19 protein-coding genes and 2 pseudogenes are annotated in these 25,349 nt (G+C 32.8%); 14 read left to right on the top strand and 7 right to left on the bottom strand.

Going from position 1 to position 25,349, the window contains the following annotated elements:
* The first annotated feature begins 230 nt into the window (after positions 1-230).
* From HMPREF3264_RS01545 to HMPREF3264_RS01580, 8 genes and pseudogenes are all read left to right on the top strand, one after another.
* Entirely contained in the window at positions 231-1,637 is a 1,407-nt protein-coding gene (locus HMPREF3264_RS01545; RefSeq protein ID WP_070871702.1) for a phosphate--AMP phosphotransferase, read from the top strand.
* A gap of 448 nt (positions 1,638-2,085) precedes the next feature.
* The gene (locus HMPREF3264_RS01550; RefSeq protein ID WP_070871703.1) at positions 2,086-2,790 is read left to right on the top strand and encodes an aggregation-promoting factor C-terminal-like domain-containing protein; all 705 of its coding nucleotides are present in this window, start codon (positions 2,086-2,088) and stop codon (positions 2,788-2,790) included.
* A 190-nt stretch (positions 2,791-2,980) separates the two neighbouring features.
* Positions 2,981-3,472 carry a glycosyl-4,4'-diaponeurosporenoate acyltransferase CrtO family protein gene (locus HMPREF3264_RS01555; protein ID WP_371106815.1) on the top strand — a complete coding sequence of 164 codons (492 nt, stop codon included), beginning with the start codon at positions 2,981-2,983 and terminating at the stop codon, positions 3,470-3,472.
* Entirely contained in the window at positions 3,472-4,962 is a 1,491-nt protein-coding gene (locus tag HMPREF3264_RS01560; RefSeq protein WP_070871704.1) for a phytoene desaturase family protein, read from the top strand. The genes HMPREF3264_RS01555 and HMPREF3264_RS01560 overlap by 1 nt, the downstream gene beginning before the upstream one ends.
* An 11-nt stretch (positions 4,963-4,973) precedes the next feature.
* Positions 4,974-6,089, top strand: a complete 1,116-nt coding sequence (locus tag HMPREF3264_RS01565) for a glycosyltransferase family 2 protein (protein ID WP_070871705.1) — start codon at positions 4,974-4,976, stop codon at positions 6,087-6,089.
* A gap of 37 nt (positions 6,090-6,126) precedes the next feature.
* Positions 6,127-6,990, top strand: a complete 864-nt coding sequence (locus tag HMPREF3264_RS01570) for a phytoene/squalene synthase family protein (RefSeq protein WP_070871706.1) — start codon at positions 6,127-6,129, stop codon at positions 6,988-6,990.
* A 12-nt stretch (positions 6,991-7,002) separates the two neighbouring features.
* A pseudogene (locus HMPREF3264_RS01575) lies at positions 7,003-8,509 on the top strand (phytoene desaturase family protein).
* Positions 8,510-8,743: 234 nt separating this feature from the next.
* On the top strand, positions 8,744-9,904 hold the full coding sequence (locus tag HMPREF3264_RS01580; RefSeq protein ID WP_070871707.1) for an aminotransferase class I/II-fold pyridoxal phosphate-dependent enzyme: 1,161 nt from the start codon (positions 8,744-8,746) through the stop codon (positions 9,902-9,904).
* Positions 9,905-9,981: 77 nt separating this feature from the next.
* Here the strand turns inward: HMPREF3264_RS01580 and copZ are convergent, their stop codons facing one another.
* From copZ to HMPREF3264_RS01595, 3 genes are all read right to left on the bottom strand, one after another.
* Positions 9,982-10,188, bottom strand: a complete 207-nt coding sequence (copZ, locus tag HMPREF3264_RS01585; protein WP_070871708.1) for a copper chaperone CopZ — start codon at positions 10,186-10,188, stop codon at positions 9,982-9,984.
* 89 nt (positions 10,189-10,277) lie between these two features.
* The gene (locus HMPREF3264_RS01590) at positions 10,278-12,665 is read right to left on the bottom strand and encodes a heavy metal translocating P-type ATPase (RefSeq protein ID WP_070871931.1); all 2,388 of its coding nucleotides are present in this window, start codon (positions 12,663-12,665) and stop codon (positions 10,278-10,280) included.
* A 270-nt stretch (positions 12,666-12,935) separates the two neighbouring features.
* On the bottom strand, positions 12,936-13,142 hold the full coding sequence (locus HMPREF3264_RS01595; RefSeq protein WP_002444354.1) for a hypothetical protein: 207 nt from the start codon (positions 13,140-13,142) through the stop codon (positions 12,936-12,938).
* Positions 13,143-13,642: 500 nt separating this feature from the next.
* On the opposite strand from HMPREF3264_RS01595, the gene HMPREF3264_RS01600 reads away from it, so the two are divergent.
* Positions 13,643-13,834 (top strand): hypothetical protein, encoded by a 192-nt coding sequence (locus HMPREF3264_RS01600; RefSeq protein WP_070871709.1) that lies wholly within the window; start codon positions 13,643-13,645, stop codon positions 13,832-13,834.
* A gap of 357 nt (positions 13,835-14,191) precedes the next feature.
* Positions 14,192-14,572 (top strand): hypothetical protein, encoded by a 381-nt coding sequence (locus tag HMPREF3264_RS01610; protein WP_070871711.1) that lies wholly within the window; start codon positions 14,192-14,194, stop codon positions 14,570-14,572.
* 839 nt (positions 14,573-15,411) lie between these two features.
* Here HMPREF3264_RS01610 and HMPREF3264_RS01620 read toward each other — a convergent pair.
* Complete coding sequence (locus tag HMPREF3264_RS01620) at positions 15,412-15,807, bottom strand: DUF3139 domain-containing protein (protein WP_070871713.1); 396 nt, start codon at positions 15,805-15,807, stop codon at positions 15,412-15,414.
* A gap of 246 nt (positions 15,808-16,053) precedes the next feature.
* On the opposite strand from HMPREF3264_RS01620, the gene HMPREF3264_RS01625 reads away from it, so the two are divergent.
* From HMPREF3264_RS01625 to HMPREF3264_RS01635, 3 genes and pseudogenes are all read left to right on the top strand, one after another.
* Positions 16,054-16,923: an SDR family oxidoreductase gene (locus HMPREF3264_RS01625; RefSeq protein WP_070830139.1), complete on the top strand. Its 870-nt coding sequence runs from the start codon at positions 16,054-16,056 to the stop codon at positions 16,921-16,923.
* Between the two features lie 274 nt (positions 16,924-17,197).
* Positions 17,198-17,758: a sugar O-acetyltransferase gene (locus tag HMPREF3264_RS01630; protein WP_070871714.1), complete on the top strand. Its 561-nt coding sequence runs from the start codon at positions 17,198-17,200 to the stop codon at positions 17,756-17,758.
* Positions 17,759-17,921: 163 nt separating this feature from the next.
* Positions 17,922-20,428 (top strand): annotated as a pseudogene (locus tag HMPREF3264_RS01635) (CDP-glycerol glycerophosphotransferase family protein).
* 51 nt (positions 20,429-20,479) lie between these two features.
* On the opposite strand, the gene HMPREF3264_RS01640 reads toward HMPREF3264_RS01635, so the two are convergent.
* Positions 20,480-21,421 (bottom strand): NAD-dependent epimerase/dehydratase family protein, encoded by a 942-nt coding sequence (locus HMPREF3264_RS01640; RefSeq protein ID WP_070871715.1) that lies wholly within the window; start codon positions 21,419-21,421, stop codon positions 20,480-20,482.
* A gap of 196 nt (positions 21,422-21,617) precedes the next feature.
* Positions 21,618-22,685 (bottom strand): acyltransferase family protein, encoded by a 1,068-nt coding sequence (locus tag HMPREF3264_RS01645; protein ID WP_037541678.1) that lies wholly within the window; start codon positions 22,683-22,685, stop codon positions 21,618-21,620.
* Positions 22,686-23,006: 321 nt separating this feature from the next.
* Here HMPREF3264_RS01645 and pruA point away from each other — a divergent pair, with 321 nt between their 5' ends.
* Positions 23,007-24,551 carry an L-glutamate gamma-semialdehyde dehydrogenase gene (pruA, locus tag HMPREF3264_RS01650; protein ID WP_070871716.1) on the top strand — a complete coding sequence of 515 codons (1,545 nt, stop codon included), beginning with the start codon at positions 23,007-23,009 and terminating at the stop codon, positions 24,549-24,551.
* A 100-nt stretch (positions 24,552-24,651) separates the two neighbouring features.
* Here pruA and HMPREF3264_RS01655 read toward each other — a convergent pair whose 3' ends face one another.
* A complete protein-coding gene (locus HMPREF3264_RS01655) occupies positions 24,652-25,203 on the bottom strand; it encodes a TetR/AcrR family transcriptional regulator (RefSeq protein WP_070871717.1) in 552 nt (183 codons plus the stop codon).
* Positions 25,204-25,349 lie beyond the last annotated feature (146 nt).

Consider the following 25,349-nt stretch of genomic DNA (forward strand, 5'->3'; position numbering starts at 1 on the left):
TATTCCTGCAGGCGTGTCGCCATCAATACTGCGTATTTGTATTAAGAATAAAATTTTATCCAACCACATTTTCGTATGTATTCATATAATTAAATAAGACTTTTTGATTGGCAAATGGTTGTCTACAGTTTTTACTCTTCAATGTTTAAGGCATTGGAGAGTTTTTTATGTGCTAAAATTAACAATGATAGAGTTGCTTTTTGAATGTATCAAAAATAAAGGGTGAAATGATGTCATATAATATAGAAGCATTGCAATTAAAAGTAGCACAATTAAGCAGAAAGACACACGAATTAGGTATTCCTGTCATGATATTATTCGAAGGTGTACCAGCTTCAGGTAAAACGCGCTTATCTAATGAATTATTACTTAATCTAGATGCTAAGTATACCGATTTCATAGCTACTAAATCACCAGAAGCTCATGATCTGAGATATCAATTTCTGCAAAAGTACTGGAATACATTACCACAGAAAGGTAATATCAATATTTATTTTAGAAGTTGGTATTCACATTATCTCGACTATAAAGAGAATCAAATTAAACAGAATCAATATTCGAATTACGATGTTTTGGTTAGACAAATTGATGATTTTGAAAATATGTTAAAAAAAGATAATTACGAAATCATTAAATTTTTCATCGAAATCAATGAAGAAAAGCGTCAAGAACATATTGAACAAACAAAAGAAAATCCATTAATGAAATGGAAAGTACAAGAGTATGGGAAAGTCATACCTCGAGACATTTACATAAGTGAAATGCGACAAATAATAAATGATAGTGATGATTGGAAGGTCATTGATTATACTGAAAGAAAGCAAGCAGTCGAAAATATGTATCTACATATAATAGAAAGATTAGAATCTGCCATAGACAACTTTCAAACTCATGAAAGCGTTATCGATGGGAAATTTAATAAAAACTTTTCTACATCACTATTCGATATAGAAGTGCCTAAAATTCATAAAAAAGAATACAAAGACCAAATTGAAACATTACAAAAGCGGATGAGAGAACTCCAATTTGCATTATATGAACGTAAAATACCATTAGTTTTAGTATTTGAGGGCATGGATGCAGCAGGTAAAGGTGGAAATATCAAACGTATAAGGGAGAAACTCGATCCCACAGGATATCAAGTTCATGGGATAAGTGCACCGACTGATGTTGAAAAGAATCATCACTATTTATGGAGATTTGCAAAAGAAATGCCAAAATCAGGGCATGTAGAAATATTTGATCGGAGTTGGTACGGAAGAGTTCTTGTTGAGCGAGTTGAAGGATTTGCTGAACAAGCAGAATGGAAACGGGCTTACAAGGAAATTAATCAGTTTGAACAAATGTGGACAGATGAAGGAGCTTTAATTATCAAGTTTTTCTTATGTTTAGATAAAAAAGAGCAGTTAAAGCGATTTAAAGATAGAGAAAAGAATCCAGATAAACAATGGAAAATTACAGATGAAGATTGGCGAAATAGAGAAAAATGGGATCTATACTTAGAAGCGAGTTACGATATGATTAAGCACACAAATATGAATGAAGCGCCATGGCACGTTATACCAGCAGATCATAAAAAGACAAGTCGTATTAAAGTACTACAAACAATCATTAATAGATGTGAAGAAGTGCTGTAAAACGATATCATGGATTAAATATCAAGATGATTTTCAAGGATTTTCTCTTTGAAAGTCATCTTTTTTTAGATGAATTGAGCAAAATTAGATTATAGAATTATTACGGTAGTGTAACAAAGTTGAAATCTGTAATATTACAGATAACTTAATAGTTGAGTCAAACCTATTAAAAAACTGATGTAAAACCACAAATATCGATGAAATTTTAAACGATTATTAAGGAATTATATGTTACAAAGCGATACATAAATATTTCAAGATTACAAAACTAAGTATGCATTGTAATTTTTTGTAAGGAACGTGTAATATACAAATGCATTTTTTATGGTATAGTGAATACCGTCAAAAGTTAACAAAAAACATTTTCAATATCGCACAACGAAATTTAAACACTAAGAATATAATTTACAAATTTTAATTTTAAAACATATCTGGAGGATTTTATATTATGAAAAAGACAGTTATCTCTACATCATTAGCTTTATCTTTAGGAGTTGCAGGTTTTGCATTAACAGGTCACGAAGCACACGCTTCTGAAGCTACAAACGTAGATCAAGCTCACTTAGCTGATTTAGCTCAAAACCACCCTGATCAATTAAATGCTAAACCAGTTCAAGCTGGCGCATACGATATTCATTTCGTAAACAATGGTTTCGAATACAACTTCACTTCTAATGGTACTAACTGGTCATGGAGTTACCAAGCAGCTGGTTCTCAATCTTCATCAGCTGACTACACTCAATCATACAACCAAGAAAGTTCAAGCCAATCAGTAAGTTCTAATACACAATCAAGTAACACTAATGTTGAAGCTGTTTCAGCACCAACTACTAGTCACCATAACTACAGCACTTCAACTACTTCATACTCTGCACCATCTTCAAGCTCAGCTTCAACTGGTGGATCAGTTAAAGCTCAATTCTTAGCTGCTGGTGGTACTGAAGCTGCTTGGAATGCTATCGTAATGCCAGAATCAGGCGGTAATCCTAACGCAGTAAACCCAGCTGGTTACAGAGGTTTAGGTCAAACTATGGAATCATGGGGTACTGGTTCAGTAGCTTCTCAAACTAAAGGTATGATTAACTACGCTAACAGCCGTTACGGTTCATTATCAAATGCAATTGATTTCCGCGCTAGCCACGGTTGGTGGTAAGATTTAATTTATAACTGGATAGCACAATCGAGTTATAAATGTTAGAGGATGACATCAGTCATCCTCTTTTTTTATGCAATTTTTTAATTGTGTTGAATAAAGTAACTTAAGCGTTTCATGCCTTATATCGAAGGGAATATAAACGAATAACTATCAATCGGTTTCTGTATCTTTTAAAGAAAGCTGTGAAATGATGAAGAACATTAAAAAGTTAGCTCAATTAGTGATTTTACATAGTGTTTTCTGGTTTTTAGTTCAGATGAGTATCGCACAATTGGGGGCTCGCATACCGTTACGCTTCTTTGATAAGAATGCGCACTTTTTTCGTCCTTTTCAATGGGAAAAGGGTGGTCAAATTTGGGGCGATACACTCCAAATAAGTAAGTGGAAAAAATTGATCCCTGAAGGTACAAAACTCAATAACGCGATTTATGATAAAAGTTATTTAACTAATAATATAGAAGAAACACGTCATTTATTATTGGAAATGAGAAGAGCCGAATTGGTTCATTGGTTATCAATGGTTCCTCTGATTGTGTTCATCAAGACACCTAAATACATAAAATATATCAATCTGTTGTATGTCGTATTTAGTCATGTACCTATCATTATTGTTCAGAGATATAATCGACCGAGAATTGAACGATTCATTCGTTTAGTTGAAAAGCGAGGGAAGAAATGATGACAAAGTCAGTTATTGTTATAGGTGGCGGATTAGGTGGTATAGCCGCTGCAATACGAATGGCTCAAAGTGGCTTCAACGTGAAATTATTTGAACAAAATAATCATATTGGTGGTAAAGTCAATCGCTTAGATGAAAGTAGATTTGGTTTCGATTTAGGACCGTCGATATTAACGATGCCTTATATCTTTGAGAAATTATTTAATTACAGTGATAAAAAGATGTCAGATTATGTCGAAATTGAACGTTTACCATTGCAGTGGAGAAATTTCTTTCCAAATGGTGAAACGATTGATCTATATGAAAATAATGAAGCTACAGTATTAAACAACGTGCAATTGAATGAGAAAGATAAAGAAGAACTTGATCGATATTTTAAATACACTGAACGTATTCATCGTTTTACGGAAAAGGGATACTTTAATCATGGCCTTGATACATTACCTGAAATATTAAAATATCATGGACCATTGAAAGCGTTACATGGTTTTGATTACTTTTCAACGATGCAACAGGCCATTCATCGATATATTTCAAATCCGAGATTAAGAGAAATATTGGGTTATTTCATTAAATATGTAGGTTCATCATCTTATGATGCGCCAACTGTGCTTTCAATGTTATTTCATATGCAACAAGAACAAGGATTATGGTATGTCAAAGGAGGCATACACCACTTGGCTCAAGCATTAGAGCAACTTGCGATTGAAGAAGGCGTAGAGATTCATACGGGAACATCTGTGAACAATATTAAAACGTATCATCATAATGTCACTGGTGTACGTCTTGCTAATGGTGACCTCGTTGAGGCTGATTACATTATTTCGAACATGGAAGTCATTCCGACATACAAATATTTGCTTCATTTTAGTCAACAAAAGATCGATCAACTTGAAAAGACATATGAACCAGCGAGTTCAGGGTATGTGATGCATTTAGGTGTCAATCGATCATACCCTCAATTGGCACATCATAACTTTTTCTTTTCCGACGATTCTAAACGAAATTATGATGAAGTCTTTCATCAAAAAGTGTTGCCACAAGACCCTACCATCTATCTTGTGAATTCGAACAAAACTGATTTACAACAAGCACCTGATGGGTTTGAAAATATTAAAGTATTACCGCATATTCCATATATTCAAGATAACCCCTTTAAAAAGGAAGACTATGAAGCGTTTAAAACACGTGTATTAATAAAATTAGAAAAAATGGGCCTCACTGATTTAAGAAAGCATATGATTTATGAAGATATTTGGACGCCAGAAGATATTCGCCAACACTATCATTCTCATAGAGGTGCCATTTATGGTGTGGTGGCTGATAAAAAGAAAAACAAAGGCTTCAAATTCCCTAAGCATAGCAATTATTTCGATAATCTCTTCTTTGTAGGAGGATCAGTAAATCCTGGTGGAGGAATGCCAATGGTGACATTAAGTGGACTTCAAGTCGCTGATAAAATTAATGCAATTGAAGCTCAGAAGGAGTGATCGTAGTTGAAATGATACAATTCATACTTACTATATTATCTACGATTTCACTCATATGTGGTCGACTTATATTTAATCAAAGACATCGATTACTATCATCGCAAAACCGTATCATTCATAGTAATGAAGTAACAATTATTATCCCCGCGAGAAATGAAGAACGTCGGCTACCTCATTTGCTTCAATCATTGCAAGGGCAACAAGGTATTTATGAAGTGATTGTGATGGATGATGGTTCTAAGGATAACACAAAAGAGATTGCACAAACGTTTGGTGCGACAGTTTACGAAATAGAACAGAATCTTGATAGACAATGGTTTGGTAAATCCCATGCCTGTTATCAAGGTGCTACAAATGCACAATCAGAGCTATTAATGTTTGTAGATGCAGATGTAACGTTTGGTCATCCCCATGCGATTGAAAAGATATTAAATACGTATCGCAAACAACATAACCATGGATTACTCAGTGTTCAACCTTTTCATGAAACGGGTAAGTTTTATGAGAGTTTATCAGCAATTTTTAATTTGATGACGGTTGTCGGGGTGAACCAGTTCTCAAGTTTAGCTCGTCAATCTAATAACGATATTGCTTTTGGTCCTGTTACATTAATGCATAGAGATGATTATTTTAAAACGGATGGACATAAAAATGCACAGCATTCAATTATTGAAGGCTTTGCTTTAGGAGAAAAGTTTGAAAGTGTACAATTACCTGTAACGGTTTACGAGGGTGGAAACGATGTTAAATTTCGGATGTATGAAGCGGGTCTTCAATCGCTTATACAGGGATGGACGAAACACTTTTCAGTAGGGGCAGATAAAACACAACCGCAAATCATGTTAGCTATTGTTATGTGGTTAATGGGTTCAATCACGTCCACTCTAACACTATTGATAAGTGTATTTACCAAGCCTGCATCAAGAATTGTGTCTTTACTATTCTATGTTTTATACACATGCCAATTTGTACGATTACATCGAAGAGTGGGTGCTTTCTCAATGGTATTGCTCATATTACATCCGGTATTATTTATCTTTTTCATATTTATCTTCGCAAATTCTTGGAGACATACGCATTTTTCTAAAAAGGTTGAATGGAAAGGTCGTTCATTTAAAATAAATTAAAAAGTAAACAAATCTCATAACAATTAGGAGGAGAATCATGACAACGAATGAAGAAAATTTTAAATATTGTCATCAAATTATGAAAGAACATTCTAAAAGCTTTTCATATGCCTTTGACTTCTTGCCTGAACAAGAACGTCAAGCAGTATGGGTGATATATGCAGTATGTCGAATTATAGATGACAGTATTGATGTACATGAAAATCCTCAAATACTAAAAGATATTCATGAAGATATTTCATATATTGAAAGCGCTAGTGATATCAGCCATCATGAATTTAAAAGTAATCAATCCATTATGGAAGCACTATATATTGTTTCACTACACTACACGATTGAGTACCAATCATTTTATAACCTGATTCAAAGTGTTTATGAGGATCAGAACTTTGAAATGTTTGAAACGGACGAAGCACTTTTAAATTATTGCTATGGAGTTGCAGGAACAGTAGGTGAGGTCTTAACGCCTGTACTAGCTCAGTCACCGAATAAGGAGACGTATGCTACCGCACGTAAATTAGGCGAAGCGTTGCAAATCACTAATATTTTACGTGATGTAGGTGAAGACTTTGAGAATGGCAGAATTTACTTTAGTGAAAGTAGTCTTGCGCGCTTTGATGTCTCCATTGAAAATGAATTCAACCATCGCATTTCAAATCACTATATTGATTTATGGGAATATTTTGCAGCAATCGCAGAAGATGATTATGAAATAGCGTTGTCGAATATTGACACTTTTAATAAAGAAGCCCAACCTATTATAGAATTAGCAGCAGTGATATATCGCGCTATTTTAGATGAAGTAAGAAAAGCGTCTTATACTTTACATCGTCGTGTTTACGTTTCAAAACTTAATAAAGCGAAATTATATAGAAAGATTAAAAATAAATATCAGTTATAGGTGGAATGTGGTATGAATATTGCTGTGATAGGTGCAGGTGTCACTGGCTTAGCAGCGGCAGCTAGACTTGCTTCTCAAGGAAATCGTGTAACCATTTTTGAAAAGAATAATTGTATAGGCGGGCGAATGAGTCAATTCACGAAAGATGGTTTTACGTTTGATATGGGGCCATCTTATTGTGATGATTCCAGAAGTGTATAGAGCAGTATTTGAAGAATGCGGTAAAAAATTTGAAGATTATGTGGAAATGGAACAGTTGCCATATATCTATGATGTATATTTTGGAAAAAATGATAAAGTACGTGTGCCGACAGATTTAGCAGAGTTACAAGAAACGCTAGAAAGTATTGAACCTGGTACTACGCATGGTTTTATGTCATTTTTAACGGATGTTTATCAACGTTATGAAATTGCACGTTATCATTTTCTAGAGAAAACATACAGAAAGACTTCAGATTTCTATAATTTGGAATCCATCATTCAAGGTTTGAAATTAAAAACGTTAAATAATGCTGATAATTTAATAGAAAATTATATTGATAATGAACGTATTCAAAAATTACTGGCATTCCAAATGCTATATATCGGAATCGACCCCAAACGAGGCCCTTCATTATATTCGATTATACCAATGGTCGAAATGATGTTTGGCGTCCACTTTATTAAGGGTGGCATGTATGGCATGACTCAGGGTTTAGTTCAATTAAATAAAGATTTAGGCGTAGATATACAGCTCAATGCTCAGATAGATGAAATCATCATTAATCCTAAGTATAAAGAAGCGGATGGCGTGAGAGTCAATGGTTTAGTGCAACGATTTGATAAAGTCCTGTGTACTGCAGATTTTCCTTATGCTGCAGAGAAGTTAATGCCGTCTCATTCTCCAGTTAAAAAATATAAACCTAGTAAAATTGAACGTTTAGATTATTCTTGTTCTGCATTTATGATGTATATCGGTATAGATAAAGATATTACTGATGAAGTCATGCTTCATAATGTGGTCTTTTCTAAGCGATTTCGACAAAATATTGATGAAATATTTGGCGGTAGGATATCAGAAGACCCATCGATTTACGTTTATGTGCCAGCAGTTGGAGATTCAAGTTTAGCGCCGAAAGGTAAGACTGGATTGTATATTCTAATGCCTACATCTGAACTGAAGACTGGTCAGATTAATTGGAAAGATGAATCAATCATTGAACAAGTAAAAGACATTATTTATCATCAATTAGAAACGATTGATGCGCTAGAAGACGTGAGATTACACGTTATTTCTGAAACTGTATTTACGCCTATTGATTTTGAAAAGGAATACAACGCAAAATTTGGTACAGCGTTTGGTTTAATGCCTACATTAGCACAAAGTAATTATTATAGACCCCCGAACGTTTCAAGAGATTACAAAGATTTATACTTTGCAGGAGCAAGCACACATCCAGGAGCTGGTGTACCCATCGTGCTTACAAGTGCTAAGATTACAGTGAATGAAATGTTAAAAGATATTGAGAATGGTGTTTAAAAGAGAAGATTTTGTCGTTGTTATGATTAATTTATTTTACTTCGTTGATATATTTGAGGAACTCACATTTGTGGGTTCTTTTTTTATTTAGAATATAAAGAGAAACAGTTTTATATAATGAGTGGGCAACTTTAAATCGATTTAGTTCAGAATATTGTAAATATTGACGTAATTAAGGTTGTTGATAAAATTGAAGATAACATGAGGACATAGATGAATTCGAGGGGGCTTATGATGGTTATTTCAGATAGACTTGCAGCAATTCCTGATAGTTATTTTGGTAAAACGATGGGGCGTAAAGTTGAACATGGACCTCTACCACTGATAAATATGGCAGTAGGGATTCCTGATGGTGAAACGCCCAAAGGTATTATCAATCATTTTTCAGAAGCATTACGTATCCCTGAAAATCAAAAATACGGTGCATTTCACGGTAAAGAATCATTTAAAGAAGCTATTGTGAATTTCTATCAACGACAATATGGCGTAACGTTGCACAAAGATGATGAAGTATGTATCTTATATGGAACAAAAAATGGCCTGGTGGCATTACCGACATGTATTGTGAACCCTGGAGAAACCGTACTCTTACCCGATCCAGGTTATACTGATTATCTAGCAGGTGTCATGCTGGCCGATGCGAAACCAGTGCCACTTGAACTTGAACCTCCTGACTATTTACCAGATTGGAATAAGATTGACCCACAAACTTTAAAGGCAACAAAATTAATTTTTTTAACCTATCCAAATAACCCTACTGGTTCTACAGCCACACAATCAATCTTTGATGAAGCAATTGAAAAATTTAAGGATACAGATACTAAAATTGTCCACGATTTCGCCTATAGTGCATTTGGATTTGATGCTAAAAATCCGAGCATTCTTGCCTCGAAACATGGTAAAGATGTGGCGATAGAAATCTTTTCATTATCTAAAGGGTATAATATGTCAGGTTTTAGAGTAGGTTTTGCAGTAGGGAATAAAGAGATGATTCAAGCTTTGAAAAAGTATCAAACACATACGAATGCAGGAATGTTCGGAGCACTGCAAGATGCTGCAACATATGCACTCAATCATTATGACGGCTTTTTAGAAGAACAAAATGAAACGTTTAGAAAAAGACGTGATATGTTTGAAGCAAAACTAAAAGAGGCGAAGTTACCATTCGTTCATTCTAAAGGTGGGATTTACTCGTGGTTGCATACGCCGCCTGGATATAATAGCGAAGAATTTGAACAATATTTATTACAAGAAAAATCTATTCTAGTCGCACCAGGTATCCCGTTTGGTGAAAATGGGAATGATTATGTCAGAGTTTCTCTTGCATTAGATGACAAACAACTAGAAGAAGCAGCGGAAAGATTAACACAACTCGCAAATATGTATGACGTGTAAATGTGAATCAAATTAAAAAAGCATGGAGTGAAATGCGATATAATTATCGCCCACACTCCATGCTTGATTATTTTAGTTTATTTAGCGTCATAACCTTGGTCTTCGATTGCTTCTTTCATTTGAGCAACGTTGACTTTTGAATCGTCGTATTCAACGCGAACATGCTTTTCATTTAAATTTACTTCTGCAGTATGAACACCATTGAGTTTAGCTAAAGAAGATTCCACTGCATCTTTGCAATGTTCACAGCTCATTCCTTCTACTTGAATCGTTTCCTTTGTCATAAGTCCCACTCCTTATTGATTTTCCGCTTGTTTCTAATTACTATATTAAAACGCACTTGCAAATTTTGAAAGTAAAGTTTACTTAAAGCCTATAATTTCATATTTTTAAGACGAAGTGCATTTGTAACCACACTGACTGAACTTAATGCCATAGCAGCACCCGCAATCCATGGCGCGAGCAGGCCTAAGGCTGCAATTGGGATACCTGCGACATTATAACCAAACGCCCAGAATAAATTTTGACGTATATTGCGAATCGTCGCTTTACTCGCTTTGATCGCTTTAGGTAATAGTAATAAATCTCCGCCAAGTATAGTGATATCTGCAGCTTCAATTGCTACTTCTGTACCTGTTCCGATCGCAATTCCTATATCAGCTTTTACTAGGGCTGGTGCGTCATTGACACCATCACCAACCATTGCTACGTTTCTTCCTTCTTCTTGTAAAAGTGACACCTGTTCTGCTTTTTGTTCCGGTAACACTTCCGCGATAACTCGGTCAATACTAACCTCTTGAGCAATCGCTTGTGCGGTTTGATTATTGTCTCCTGTAAGCATAACAACTTCAATATTCATGTTTTGTAACTCGGATACAGCTTGTTTTGCAGTATCTTTTACAGTATCAGCAACAGCAATGACGCCTTTAAGTTCTTGTTCAACGGCTATCATCATAGCAGTTTGACCTTGTCGTTCATATTGAGCAAGTTTCTGTTCATTGTCTGTATCAATCGTGATATCAAAGTCATGCATTAATTTGCGATTACCAATTAATACGTGTGTATGATTAATCATTGCTTCAATGCCATGTCCGAGTCTCGCATTGAATGATTCATTGTCCAATAAGGAGAGCCCTTTATCTTCAGCAAAAGTGACAATGGCTTCTGCGAGTGGATGTTCAGATGCTTTCTCTGCACTCGCTAAAAGTTGAAGTGTCTCTAAATCGCCAGCGTAGTCTGTAACTTTAGGTTTACCGTTAGTAATTGTGCCCGTTTTATCTAATACAATCGTGTCAATATGATGCGTGCGTTCTACAAATTCGCCGCCTTTAAATAGAATACCATTTTCAGCAGCGCGTCCCGTACCTACCATAATAGATGTAGGCGTTGCTAGACCTAAAGCACATGGGCATGCAATGACGAGTACAGATATTGCAGCTAGTAATGCAGGTTCAAATTGACCTGTGTGCACGAATACAATCCACACAAGAAAAGTGACTATGGCAATACCCACTACAATAGGTACAAAATAGCCAGAAATGATGTCCGCTAGTCTTTGAATAGGCGCTTTAGAACTTTGGGCTTCTTCAACGACTTTGATAATATTTGATAAAGCAGTGTCACGACCTACTTTAGTTGCTTTCACATACACTGACCCGTTCTTATTTAATGTTGAACCAATAACAGTATCCCCAATGACTTTTTCAACTGGTATGGATTCCCCCGTCAACATAGATTCATCTATGGATGTGCTACCTTTAATGACTTCACCGTCAACAGGAATTTTCTCGCCTGGTTTAATGATTAAAGTATCACCCTCGATGACTTCGTTAAGTGGAACCATGGTTTCTTGATCGTTTCTTAATATACGCGCTTCTTTAGCTTGCAAACTTAATAACTCGCCAAGTGCGTTCGTTGTTTGGGATTTAGCACGTGCTTCTAAATACTTTCCAAATAAGATTAAAGTAATTAAGATTGCGCTCGTTTCAAAATATAAATGTGGTTCATTTACGTGGTGAGTTAACCATTGAATCATTTCGTAAAGACTGTAAAAATATGCAGCACTTGTGCCTACAGCGACTAATACATCCATATTCGCTGAGCCATTACGCAAGTTTTTATAAGCGCCCACATAGAATTGCCAACCTATAATAAATTGAACAGGCGTAGCCAGAATGAATTGAAACCACGGATTCATTACAATTGCTGGTAGATGAAGCGGAAGTAAATGAACAAACATCATAAGTAATAACGGTGCTGATAAGATAGCTGAAATAATTAATTTCGTGCGTTTTGCTTTGAGTTCTTGTTCTTTACGAGACGTTTGTTGATTATCGTCGCTATTTATAGGTTCAGCATCGTAACCCAATTTTTGAATACGTTGAATGATTCGATCCGTATTTATGGCATTAGGATAATAGGATACTAATGCTTGCTCCGTCGTTAAATTGACTGTAGCGTGTTGGATTCCTTCAGTTTTATTGAGGACTTTCTCTATACGATTGGAACACGCGGCACATGTCATCCCTGTGATGTCTAATTCTTGCTTTTCTGTTCTAACATCATAGCCTAACTTTTGTATTTCTGAGATAAATGATTTGGAATCATATTGATCAGCGTCGTATTCGATTGTTGCTTTTTCAGTGGTGAGGTTAACTTGTGCTGAAACATCGTCAAGGCGATTAAGTTTTTTCTCAATACGGTTGGAGCATGTCGCACATGTCATGCCAGTAATATCTAGCGTCGTTGTTTTATGTGTCATAGGAACGCCTCCGTTTCTTTTCACAAGTTCAATGTACCCCCTATAGGTATATAAGTCAATCTCTTTGTTCAATAATATTGAAAATTAAAACACGTACGTCATCGATAAGGATTACGCACGTGTTATAGCAGTTATATTTAAGAATTTGAGTGAACAATCAAAAGATCAGGGATGTGAAATGGAAAAATTGTTGAACGTTTATTTTATTAGTATTGAAAATACAATGATTGTGATTTCAATTTCGGATCGTTGTTACGTTATTTAAATGTATTAGAAAAAGTCAGATGGCTTTAAGTTTTCTAAGTCTAAATCTTTAAAGTTATTGAAGTTAAAGTTAGAGAAATCTTGAACAATTTCGCCACTTTTAGCTTGTTCGTAGTAATGGCCTGCTTCATTAAGGATATCGTGGTCTTGGAATGTTTTAATGATTCCTAAGATAATAAGGACTGAAATAACGCCTTTTAATAGTGTCTTCATATTTGGATGGCTCCTTTGTTTATTTCTTGAGATAGAGTATACAGGACTTTTTTAGAAAACACATGCATCCATAGTATTGAAATCACATCAAACTTTAGAACTACTTCTTCCAAGGGAAGTTAGTAGTTCTTATGCAATAGACGAAGACTATTGTAAACCAAAGCCTTCTTCCAAAGGAAGTTAGTAGTTCTTTGGATTGGAAAATAATTTCCAAGAATAATTGTATTCAAGTTTATTTATATCTAAGAATCAAAGATAACTGTATGTGAGAAACTACTCAATTATATTAATACCATTTCTATTAGTAAATTCTCATAATATATCAAAATAGAATAAATTTATCATATCAAAATCATTAATAAATGTAATTAATTAGTAAAATGTAAAAACATTTTAGATTAGAAATTAATATTATGATACTATTGAGTAAATACTAACAATAAAAGAGAATTAAAATACCAAGTGCATACAATAAAAAAGTCAAAACAGTCAATATTAATTTGACAGAAATAGAATATGAGAAAGTGAAACAGCTCGCAGTAATCTGTCATTTAAATCCAACAAGTTATACATATTTAGTTGTTTTAGGCAATTGTATCAAACCGATGGTAGTAGTTTCTTCAAAACAAAAAGTATCAAATACAAGTGAGAATGATGTTGAAGAAGAAAAAATCAAACATCACGAACAATAGAACGAAGACCTTCGAAGTCTACTACAACATTTTGATAGGAAAGCATTTCTTAACTTTCATACATATAGAGAATCAATAGTTATAAAACGCGTTTAAACATTGAAAGAAAATAGATAAACTCTAAATAATTAGGAGTGGATATATTATGTCTGGACATTATTTTATTGCTATTTTATTTATGGTAATGTATCTGATTATTCATATTATATTCTATAAGGCGCATCAAATTAAAAACGATAAAATTAGAGTTATGACTTTGTTAATCTTACCATTTCTTATGTTCTTTCTTATTATCATAACCATTCTAATAGATACTGGAATTGGCGCATTCTTGATAATTCATGGAGGGGTGGAAGTATGAAGCGTATTATTTTAATGATTCTTTTTGGATTTCCATTTAACTTTCTGTATATCGCATATATGTGTAACCCTTTAGTAGAAGAAAATAATCTTTTGTTTTCCTTTTCATATGTTTTAATGGGCATTGTAGCTATTATACCTATTATTATTGCCGCGCTTTACAAATGGGATAAAGATTTTTGGTTATTCACAAGCTTACAATGTGCCAATATATTTATCTCATGTTTATTAACGCGATTATGTATTGATTTAAAGGCTTCAGCAGAAATATTTGAAATACAAGATGCTTCTGGTGCAGTTATAATGTGTTTCATGGCGCAATCAATAATTTTCGTTTTTTTTTACAGGTTGGATTTCTACTGGACGAGAACTGTTTAAAATTTTTAAATCTAAAAAGCAATAATGGGATAATAACATTATTTAACAATCAAACTCATTTATATATTTTAACTTTTTAACGTCTGTAATATTACGTTGTATTATTAATTTTTGTTTTTGTATACTGTATTTTGTTCAAAAATAAAATTTTGCTTTTAGGGTTTACAAATGAGTTTCTTTCTGAGGAGATTTTATATATGAATAAGAGTTATAATATATTCACTTACATTTTAATGATTATATCTATAGTCACGATCATTAATTCATTATTCACCAACAATGAAAATTATAAAATAATTATAAATTTAGTTATGGTTGTACTTGTAGTACTCATGGGAATTTGTGCAGTAATAATTAGAATAATCTATAAAAATAAAGATAAATAATATAATAGGGATACAGGGTGATAAGCAAAGTAACACTCACCAATATAGAAAAAGTATTTAAAATAGCAGGTGATTAAGTATGAAGGCTCAAGAAATTAGTGTTATTAATATTTTCAATAATAATTTTCTTTATACCTTTTATTTTTAAAAAAGGAATGATAGATAAGATTTTTTACAGTCTCAGTGTAGTATTTTCATTAGTTTTATTACTATTAATACATCAAAATATCATTTCTGAGCTATATTTTATATTGGGATTATTGTTTTTCTTTTTAATGGAAGGCATAGCAAAAAAATTAAAGAAAAGCAAAAACATTAATTAAAGTATGCAATCTTCATTTTAAATGAACAACGTATATAAAAGTACTATCCATAGTTGAATTATGACATCAAAAAAGGATACTCATTGAGTACCCTTTTACTTAAACCACTGACAAAGTCTTCAATTATTTCTTATTTTAAATCATATTTCTCCTCAAAGCGATGTCGCTCTCTATATTCTCTGTATTTTTTATCATTATCAAAACGCTCTTTATATTTCATTTTTAACTCTGCATCTCCAGTTACTTTACCATCATCATTAACGTCATATTGATATGTATTATAGGGCTCATCTTTAAAAGTGACTTCAACATTATTTTCTTTAGTGTTCAACGTGAAAGCAGCTTCCTCTTTTTTTATTTTGTCTTCCCATCCTTTTTTCTTAAGAACACGGTGAACTTTTGCTTTGGTTTTAGCTTCTTCATGGCTTTGGTATTTAAAATAAATATGTTTACCTATATTAAAAATTAATGCTGGGCCAAGGAATATAATAATAATGATGGTTATAATAATATATTTTTTCTGCATTTTAAACTCCTTGAATAAGTGTTTTTATATCTTTAATATTTTGGAGAATTTAATAAAATAATACACTTTTATCATATGTTTTTTAATGAATCAGAGTCAAGCTCATAAGAGGAACCCCTTGTTGTTAGGACCCCAACTTGCATTGCCTGTAGTATTTCTTGAGGAAATCCTCTCTGTTAGGGCCCCGTGTTTGTTTTGGAGCTTATGTGGGAATGTGTTTTGTAAATGTAGAGGAGGTTGATTTTTGTGAGTTTATTGGATTTTCATAAGGAGATAAAAGGTTATACTCAGGATAGACAACCGGGGATTGAAGCGGATATGAATCCTAAACCAATTGCAGAGTTAGATGAATATAAAGCTGCAGGAAAGTTACAAGGTAAAGTAGCATTAATTACTGGCGGAGACTCTGGGATTGGCCGTTCAGTCGCAATCCTTTATGCGAAAGAGGGTGCAAACGTAGCGATAGGTTATTACGACGAACACCAAGATGCAGAAGACACTGTTCGACGCTTAGAAGAATTAGGTGTCAAAGCGAAAGCATATGCACATGACTTAAAAGATGAAAAGCAATCTAAACAACTCATCGATAATGTCGTTAAAGATTTCGGTGGATTAAATATTTTAGTAAATAATGGTGGTGTGCAATTTCCTAGAGATAACTTTGAAGACATTACACCCGATCAAGTGAAAGAAACATTTATGACAAATATTTTTGGGATGATGTTCTTGTCACAAGCAGCTGTGCCACACTTATCAGAAGGCGATGCCATTATTAATACTACGAGTGTGACGGCTTATAGAGGTTCTGGACATCTGATTGATTATTCTGCTACGAAAGGTGCTATTGTCTCATTTACTCGCTCTCTAGCGACAACATTAATGGAGAAAAGTATTCGTGTAAATGCTGTAGCACCTGGTCCAATCTATACACCATTAATTCCATCTACTTTTGATGAGGAAAAGGTTGAAAATCAAGGTGGCGGTACACCTATGGGTCGTCGTGGTCAACCAGCAGAACTTGCGCCGTCTTATGTTTTCTTAGCTACAAATGCTGATAGCTCTTATATCACTGGTCAAGTGATACACGTTAATGGTGGAGATTATATTACAACTTAATACGTTGAATTGTGAGGAGTAGGACATAATTAATTGTCTCAGCTTTCTTTAACATATTGTCAGTAGATGTCTGAATTGAAAGTGCACTTATATCAAGCTTCTTTCAATCCTAGCCATCCTTGCCGGCGGGGCCCCAACACAGAGAATTTCTTAAAAAGAAATTCTACAAACAATGCAAGTTGGGTGAGGGACAGAAATATAATTTTGCTAAATTATATTTCTGTCACACTCCCTTTTTAAAATAAATTGATTAAGCAAAGATTGAGGAATGTTTATGACTGAAAAGGAAAAAATGTTAGCACATCAATGGTATGATGCAAACTTTGATGAGGAATTAAAACAAGATAGATTGAAAGCGAAGGAATTATGCTTTGATTTGAATCACACACGTCCAAGTGATGAAGAAAAACGAGACAGAATCATGACAGAATTATTTGGATACCAAACTGAGAACGTAGGCATCTCTATACCTTTTGATACTGACTATGGTTGGAATGTTAAATTTGGAAAAAATGTATTTATTAATACAAATTGTTATCTAATGGATGGTGGAGGTATTACATTTGGAGATAATGTCTTTATTGGACCTAATTGTGGCTTTTATACCGCTACGCATCCTTTAAATTATAAAGAACGTAATAAAGGTTTAGAACTCGCTGAACCTATTGTTGTAGGAAGCAATACTTGGTTTGGAGGACACGTGTCAGTGATGCCGGGGGTCACAATTGGAGACGGTAGTGTCATAGGTGCAGGTAGTGTTGTAACTAAAGATATACCTCCCAATAGTTTAGCGGTGGGTAATCCCTGTAAAGTAATCAAATCTATAGAACAATAGAAGCAGTGATTGAGTTTAGAATAAATTCACATTGAACATATATAACATTATATAAAAAAAGTATATAATATTTTATAGATAAGGGAAGATAAATTTAAAGAAAAGTTTTAACACTCGCATATTTAAATTTATGTATATTAATGACATCTAAGAAGGGAAATCTATGAAAAATTTCAAAAGCTTTATCACTAATCAAAGTAGAAGAAAAATTAATTTTATTACATCTCCAATAAATATGATGAATAAATCAAATTATAATCATCAAGTGATGACTTACGCTAAATATTATGGTGATTTAAAAGTCAAAGACCATCAAATTCTATATCAAGTGAGAAATGGTAAGAATATTACAGGTAATCCTTATGCAATATTTCTATACTTAGTTAACCAGAAAGAATATAAAAGGTTTCTTCATAAATGGGTGGTCGATTCTAAAGAAACATTGAACTTCTATAAAAATAAATTTAAGAATTACAATAACGTAGACTTTGTCATTATAGACTCGAGTGATTACTTAAAATCACTTGCTGAAAGTAAATATTTAATTAACGATTCAACTTTTCCCTTATATTTTGCCAAAAAGGAAAATCAAATTTACATCAACACATGGCACGGGACACCTCTGAAATATATGGGATTAGATATGGACAACAATGTACAAGGATCACAGAACATTATTAAGAATTTTTTATCCAGCGATTATATAATCAGCTCAAATAGACATACTACAAATATATTCAAAAGCGCATTTAACCTTCATCACATCTATAATGGAGAAATTCTTGAAAAAGGGTACCCCAGAATTGACTTAACATTAAAAAATCAAAAATCCCTAATTTTTGATACATTAAATGGTCTTATTAGTGAAAATGAAGAGAAAATATTATTATATTGTCCGACATGGCGAGGAGAAGATTTAAATAATCCAGATATAAATATAGAAAGCATACTTAATGAAGCAAAAGAGCTTGAAGCACATTTAAATTATAAAGTATTAGTAAAAGTACATCCTTTTATTTATGAAGAGGCTAAAAAGGATTGTAATTTGAAAATTTATTTAATTTCTGACTATGTTGATACCAACGAATTATTAGCAATTGTTGATTTAATGGTTACAGATTATTCGAGTATTTTCTTTGATTATTTAGTAACGAATAAACCAATCATTTTTTATACTCCTGATTATGATGACTATAAGTTCTGTAGGGGAATGTATATTAATCCAAATGAATTGCCTGGTCCCGTTTGCACCCATATTGAAGATGTCATTTCTTCAATCAATAATAAAAGTTATGAAAATCATCAAATTAAAAATAATTATGAAAAATTTAAAACGACTTATGTAAGTTTAGAAGACGGACATGCTTCTAAAAATATCGTTGAACATATTTTTAATCGAAAAGCGGAATCCCCAAAACGTAATACAACAGGAAAGAAAACAATTTTAATTTATCCAGGTGGAATGAAAAATAATGGCATCACTACATCAATCATTAATTTATTAGAAAATATTGACTATCATCAATATGATATTACGATATTTTTGAACTATAGTAAGAAAGAAGAAATGTTGAGCAATTTAGATAGAGTGAATCCAAATGTAAGAATTATATTTAGAAGAGGGCCATTACTTGCATCCTTAAAAGAGTGTTATAAGGTTGATTTTGTAAAACAAAGAGGGCTTCAATCATTTTTAGAAAAATTCCTCTACCCTAAAAAGGTATATCAACGAGAATTTAGAAAAATATTTGGAGATTCTCATTTTGATTATGCTATCGATTTTAGTGGTTATTCTATGTTTTGGGCTAATCTTATTTTAGCAAGTAATGCTAAACGTAAATTAGTTTATTTACATAGTGATATTAAAGCAGATATGGAAAGAAGAATTAATGGTGTGAGACCACATTATCAAAATTTAAAAGGTTTGGTTTCTCTTTATCCATATTTTGATAAACTCGTCAGCGTTTCCGAAGCTACGAGTCTTTTAAACAAAGAAAAAATAAATAATCCTTTATTAAGTGATAAGTATTGTTCTTCAAGAAATACGATTAACTTAAATAAGATACACACTTTAGTAGAAGATGATTCAGATCGATTCGAGAAAAATGGTGAGTCAGTCTTAATCAATATTAAAAATGGTAATGTTCAAACAGTTGAGTTTAGTAACAATGACTTCAAAATTGTGAGCATAGGGCGACTTTCTCCTGAAAAAGGATTTGATCTACTCATTAATGCTGTTGCTAAATTAGTGCCAAAATATCCAAACATAAAGTTATATATTATGGGTGAAGGACCATTAAAAAAATCACTCCAGTCGCTTATAAAAAATTAAAAATGAGAAACCATGTGTTTTTATTAGGACACAGAAAAAATCCATTTTATGTGATGAAACAATCAAATTTATTTGCACTCACTTCTCATTACGAAGGACAATCAATGGTACTATTAGAAGCTTTAACTCTAGGAGTGAATGTTCTTGCATCAGATATTGTTGCTAATAGATATGTATTAAAGGATGGCAAGTATGGCACACTTGTTATCAACGAGATAGAGGAGATTGCAAAAGGGATTGAAACATTCATATTAGGTCAAAATGAGAAATATGAAAAGTTTGATGCTGAAGCTTATAATGCTAAAGCTATTAAAGAATTCTATGATTTACTACAATAAAAATAAAAATCAAAACGGTTGGTCAGCTCATGATTCACCGTTTTGATTTTTTTATTGATTAATTTTGTTATTTGACACATACGCGTTAATACCACTATGAATATTAAATTGTGGTGAATAACCCAGACGCTTAAGTGGGGTAATATCTGCATATGAATGTTTGATATCACCTATTCGACATTCTTTATAAATGTGAGGAATGGTATAGCCAAAGACTTTTTCAAAGGATTTAAAAACAGCATTAAGAGATGTTTCGCTTCCAGTTCCAACATTGAATATCCCCCCATTAGTATCTTTAGAATAAAGGACTGTCCATATTGCTGAAACTAAATCATCTATATATACAAAATCACGCGTTTGTTCACCGTCACCATAAAACGTAAATTGTTCTTTATTAATAAATTTTGCATTAAGAATTGATAAAACGCCTGAATAATCAGAGTTCGGATTTTGTTTTGGTCCATAAACATTGAAAAATCTTAAACATACAGTAGGTACGTTATAGAGGTGATGATAAATGTGAGCGTACTGTTCTCCAGAAAATTTTTGTATCGCATAAGGGGAAAGCGGGGCTACTTTAGAATTTATCGTTGATTTAGGTAGATCAGGCAAATCGCCATACACAGCGGCAGATGATGCGAAAATAAATTTTTTAATTTGACTATCCCATTTTCGTGTAGCTTCTAATAAATTAATCGTTGCATTAATATTGGTTTCGTTTGAGATAACAGGTTTTTCAATTGTTTCAACTACACTTACCATTGCAGCTAAGTGAAAGATATAATCAAATTGTTCTTTTTTAATTAACTCTGAAACAAATGCCACATCAGTAATATCTTTTAAATAAAAATGTTCTTTAGGTATGAAAGGAATATTTTCTAATCTTCCTGTACTAAGATTATCAATGACATGTACTTCCACACCTTCATGAGTTAACCGTTCTGAAATGTGTGACCCAATAAAACCTGCGCCCCCAGTAATTAAAGCTTTCATAGATGCACTTCCTTAAGATGTATCGAATAATTAATACTAATATTATACTATAATATTTTTATCTAATATAACTAAATTTCAAGGTTGAGTATTGTTGAGTTAAGGATATTTTTTCATAAACTAAAAAAAGACGAGTTCTATATAGATAGAACTCGTCTTTTATACTTTAACCGAAGAAAATTAGTCTTAATTTATTTTAATCCATATTATTATTTTGATAGCTTTCGTAAATATTTTCATATTTAATTTTTCCTATTCCACCTACAATGTATTTTCCAAATTTGAATAAATTAAAGAGATATCCAACTGTAATAGCTAGAGTAAGTGTAACGATGGTATTGAATAATACATTTTTAATGGGGTTACGACTCAGTAATCCTAAATCATGAACAAAGAAATAATGAATTAAGTAGATACAATAAGAATAATTACTAATAAATACAATAAATTTTGGTACATACTTAATATAAGAAGAGAAAAGGAAAAACAATAAAATTACCATTGTTACATAAATAGGAGTGTCCACTCTTTTTGATTCTACCCATGTGCTTATACCCAATATATAATTTAAAAACATAAAAATTATTGAGAGAAATGCTCCAATAATAATATGCCAAGTATAATCTTTGATTTTATTCATAAACGCTTCATAATAAGTTCCTATATAAAAGCCAAGCAAGAAATAGCTCAACCATCCTATGAATATCATCCATCCCTCACGATCCCATATAGCTGCTAATATCGGATTATTAGGAGGCGATATAAAAGTTCTCATGGCCCAATACATAGTAGTTATTAAAATTGATATTACAATCATTTTAATAGGATTTAAACCAATTAAGTATTTAGAAAATAGCCAATGCAGTAAATAAAATTGAAAAATGATTACTATAAAATATGTAACAGCTCCTCCGTGAAACATTGTATCTCCAACATGGAAGAGATATTCATGTAAATTTTTCGGTCTAAAGTAAAAATAGGAAATGCTTAAATTGATTATTACATAAGGTATCCCCAAATAGATTAATTTATTTTTGAAGAATCCTTTCTTTATCTTGGAACCATAATTTTTGGCTAGTAAGAATTCTGATATAAACACGAACATAGGTGTACTAAACATTAATAATAGTTGGAATAGTCGGAGAGATGTACTATGTGGAACGTCATGCATTTTTGAAAAAGTAGTGGTAATTGAGTGGATAATTACTATACTTAAACAAGCAATGGAACGCATCCAAAAAATTACAGATGTATAAGTTTTCATGTAGTGATACCTTTCTGAATTTATTTTGTTTTATAAAATACTGGCCCAGTCATTAATTGTATATAATAATCTTCTTGTTTTCAACAACATTTTTTAATATAAAAAGAATTAAATATATATACGATAATCATATTATTGACTATGATAAATCATTTGCGGTCAACTAATTTTCAAGACTTTTCTGATAATATAAATGTAAGCGATTGCAAAATCATGTTGTTACATAGTAGAATGAAATAAATGATATGAACTATCATTTAAATGTATGTCAATGTTTTGTGATTTTTTAATAAATTTAAAATACATAGGGGGTAAATGAGAATGGTAGTACCTTTCAAAAATGAACCTGGGATTGATTTTTCAGTTCAAGACAATGTAGATCGTTTCAATGAAGAATTGAAAAAGGTAAAAGGCCAACTTGGTCAAGATATTCCTTTAGTCATTAATGGAGAGAAAATTGATAAAAGCGACAAATTTGAGTCTTTAAACCCTGCAGATACATCTCAATTGGTTGCAAAAGTCTCTAAAGCTACAAAAGATGATGTGGAAAATGCATTTAAAGCAGCTAATGAAGCTTATCAATCATGGAAGAAATGGTCGCATAAAGATCGTGCTGAATTGTTATTACGTGTAGCAGCGATTATCCGTCGTCGCAAAGAAGAAATTTCAGCTGTTATGGTTTATGAAGCAGGTAAGCCATGGGATGAAGCGGTTGGTGATGCTGCTGAAGGTATCGACTTCATCGAATACTATGCACGTTCAATGATGGATTTAGCAGATGGTAAACCTGTATTAGATCGTGAAGGGGAACATAATAAATATTTCTATAAACCAATTGGTACAGGCGTTACAATCCCACCTTGGAACTTCCCATTTGCAATTATGGCTGGTACAACTTTAGCTCCTGTAGTTGCAGGTAATACAGTGTTACTTAAACCTGCTGAAGACACTGTATTAACAGCATACAAATTAATCGAAATATTAGAAGAAGCTGGTCTACCTAAGGGCGTTGTCAACTTTGTACCTGGTGATCCTAAAGACATAGGTGACTATTTAGTAGACCATAAAGATACACACTTTGTTACATTTACAGGTTCTCGTGCTACAGGTACGCGTATATATGAACGTAGTTCAGTAGTTCAAGAAGGTCAACACTTCTTGAAACGTGTCATTGCCGAGATGGGTGGTAAAGATGCCATTGTTGTTGATGAGAACGTAGGTACAGATTTAGCTGCTGAAGCGATTGTGACTTCTGCATTTGGCTTCTCAGGACAAAAATGTTCAGCATGTTCACGCGCCATTGTTCATAAAGATGTACATGATGAAGTCCTTAAAAAAGCAGTTCAACTTACAAAAGAACTCACTCTAGGTAATACTGAAAATAACACATTCATGGGACCAGTCATTAACCAAAAGCAATTCGACAAAATTAATAATTATATCGAAATTGGTAAAGATGAAGGCCAATTAGAACAAGGTGGAGGCACTGATGATTCAACAGGTTACTTCATTGAACCAACTATCTTCTCAGGTCTTAAATCTTCGGACCGTATCATGCAAGAAGAAATCTTCGGACCAGTTGTTGGATTTATTAAAGTAGATAATTTCGATGAAGCCATCGATGTAGCGAACGACACAGAATATGGCTTAACTGGTGCTGTGATTACTAATAACCGTGAACATTGGATTAAAGCTGTGAATGAATATGATGTAGGTAACTTATATCTCAACCGTGGTTGTACTGCTGCAGTTGTTGGTTACCACCCATTTGGTGGCTTTAAAATGTCTGGTACAGATGCGAAAACAGGTAGCCCTGACTACTTATTAAACTTCTTAGAACAAAAAGTTGTTTCTGAAATGTTCTAAATAAAATCAATTTAGCCGTCATGATGAAGGTGAAACGCGTATACTTACGTGCTTCTCTTCAAATGACGGCTATTTTATATCACTTTTAATTGTAGATGGCTTACTCAGAAATGCTTAGATTAATCGCTTTATGAAAGACGGCGTCAATTTCTGAAGCTGGCCAATCAATATCTTCTTGTTTGATCCACTCCATAAATCCATCTAATGTCGAACCATAAATGTAAAAGACAAGATTTTCTGGGATTGCAGTATCGACCGAAATACGATGTATATTTTCTTTAATATCTGCCTTCATAATGTCTACACAAAATTCTCTAAATATTTTAGCGAATGAAACATCATCTTTTTGAACCTTCTCTATTCTTTCTAATTCTTCTTTATTCGTAAAGGTAGCTTCAATCGTTTGAAACGGATTATTCAAACGTTCTTTTAAATCTGTTGAAAAGTAGTCTTTAGTGAGTAATTTAAATAAATAAACTAATAAATCATATTTATCATAAAAATGTTTATAAAATGTTGTGCGATGAACCGTCGCATGATTACATATCTGGTTAACTGAAATTACTTCAAAACTTCGTTTCTCTAGCAGTTCATAAAGACTTGTTGATAAAGCATTTTTAGTTTTAATTACTCTTAAGTCATTTTCATTCATAACATAACCTCACATTAAAAATCTACACTGTATAGTTAAACTATAGCGATGATAATTTTATAACGCAACGATAATGATTAAAATAGTCGAATATTACATATTTTCACCAAATCGACACATTTAACTTTTTGTAGATATTGTAAAAA

Source organism: Staphylococcus sp. HMSC62A08 (assembly GCF_001839105.1).
Taxonomy (GTDB): domain Bacteria; phylum Bacillota; class Bacilli; order Staphylococcales; family Staphylococcaceae; genus Staphylococcus; species Staphylococcus caprae.

What these genes read in the sequence shown, in the direction of transcription:
- HMPREF3264_RS01545 (WP_070871702.1), top strand. Translation starts at nt 231, where the DNA reads ATGTCATATAATATAGAAGCATTGCAATTAAAAGTAGCACAATTAAGC.
- HMPREF3264_RS01550 (WP_070871703.1), top strand. Translation starts at nt 2,086, where the DNA reads ATGAAAAAGACAGTTATCTCTACATCATTAGCTTTATCTTTAGGAGTT.
- HMPREF3264_RS01555 (WP_371106815.1), top strand. Translation starts at nt 2,981, where the DNA reads ATGATGAAGAACATTAAAAAGTTAGCTCAATTAGTGATTTTACATAGT.
- HMPREF3264_RS01560 (WP_070871704.1), top strand. Translation starts at nt 3,472, where the DNA reads ATGACAAAGTCAGTTATTGTTATAGGTGGCGGATTAGGTGGTATAGCC.
- HMPREF3264_RS01565 (WP_070871705.1), top strand. Translation starts at nt 4,974, where the DNA reads ATGATACAATTCATACTTACTATATTATCTACGATTTCACTCATATGT.
- HMPREF3264_RS01570 (WP_070871706.1), top strand. Translation starts at nt 6,127, where the DNA reads ATGACAACGAATGAAGAAAATTTTAAATATTGTCATCAAATTATGAAA.
- HMPREF3264_RS01580 (WP_070871707.1), top strand. Translation starts at nt 8,744, where the DNA reads ATGGTTATTTCAGATAGACTTGCAGCAATTCCTGATAGTTATTTTGGT.
- copZ (WP_070871708.1), bottom strand. Translation starts at nt 10,188, where the DNA reads ATGACAAAGGAAACGATTCAAGTAGAAGGAATGAGCTGTGAACATTGC.
- HMPREF3264_RS01590 (WP_070871931.1), bottom strand. Translation starts at nt 12,665, where the DNA reads ATGACACATAAAACAACGACGCTAGATATTACTGGCATGACATGTGCG.
- HMPREF3264_RS01595 (WP_002444354.1), bottom strand. Translation starts at nt 13,142, where the DNA reads ATGAAGACACTATTAAAAGGCGTTATTTCAGTCCTTATTATCTTAGGA.
- HMPREF3264_RS01610 (WP_070871711.1), top strand. Translation starts at nt 14,192, where the DNA reads ATGAAGCGTATTATTTTAATGATTCTTTTTGGATTTCCATTTAACTTT.
- HMPREF3264_RS01620 (WP_070871713.1), bottom strand. Translation starts at nt 15,807, where the DNA reads ATGCAGAAAAAATATATTATTATAACCATCATTATTATTATATTCCTT.
- HMPREF3264_RS01630 (WP_070871714.1), top strand. Translation starts at nt 17,198, where the DNA reads ATGACTGAAAAGGAAAAAATGTTAGCACATCAATGGTATGATGCAAAC.
- HMPREF3264_RS01640 (WP_070871715.1), bottom strand. Translation starts at nt 21,421, where the DNA reads ATGAAAGCTTTAATTACTGGGGGCGCAGGTTTTATTGGGTCACACATT.
- HMPREF3264_RS01645 (WP_037541678.1), bottom strand. Translation starts at nt 22,685, where the DNA reads ATGAAAACTTATACATCTGTAATTTTTTGGATGCGTTCCATTGCTTGT.
- pruA (WP_070871716.1), top strand. Translation starts at nt 23,007, where the DNA reads ATGGTAGTACCTTTCAAAAATGAACCTGGGATTGATTTTTCAGTTCAA.
- HMPREF3264_RS01655 (WP_070871717.1), bottom strand. Translation starts at nt 25,203, where the DNA reads ATGAATGAAAATGACTTAAGAGTAATTAAAACTAAAAATGCTTTATCA.